Annotated in this window: 1 protein-coding gene; it reads left to right on the forward strand. The window is 67.0% G+C overall.

Features of this window, described 5'->3' with window-relative positions:
* Nucleotides 1-461: hydantoinase/oxoprolinase family protein (locus tag KDH83_RS31570; RefSeq protein WP_283093871.1), on the forward strand; the 461-nt coding region annotated here is incomplete at both ends.

The following is a 461-nucleotide window of genomic DNA, read 5'->3' on the forward strand; positions in this document are numbered from 1 at the left end:
CTCCTATATCGATCCATCCCACGAGCGCCGCGTGCGGGAGATCCTGGCCGAGGAGCTTCCGGGCATGCCGATTTCGGTGTCCTACGACGTGCTGCCCAAATGGAAGGAGTACGACCGGGCCTCCACGACCATCGCCGACGCCTATCTCAAGCCCATCGTGTCCAGCAACTTCGACCGCATGCCGCGGCGCCTGGACGAGATCGGAGTGGGCGGCAAGGTTGGCGTGATCAAGTCCAACGGCGGCGAGTCCACCCTCAAGGGCGCCGCCGCGGCGCCGGTGCAGATGACGCTGTCGGGGCCGACCGGCGCCGTGGTCGCCACGCGCGCGGTGGCGCAGCTGACCGGCCTGCGCAATCTGGTGACGTTCGACATGGGCGGAACCTCGACGGACTGCTCCACCGTGGTGGACGGCATGGAGAACGTCACGACCAGTTTCGAGATCGAGTGGGGCCTGCCCATAC

The sequence above is a fragment of the Achromobacter sp. Marseille-Q0513 genome, assembly GCF_018195695.1.
In the GTDB taxonomy this organism is placed as follows: domain Bacteria; phylum Pseudomonadota; class Gammaproteobacteria; order Burkholderiales; family Burkholderiaceae_B; genus Achromobacter.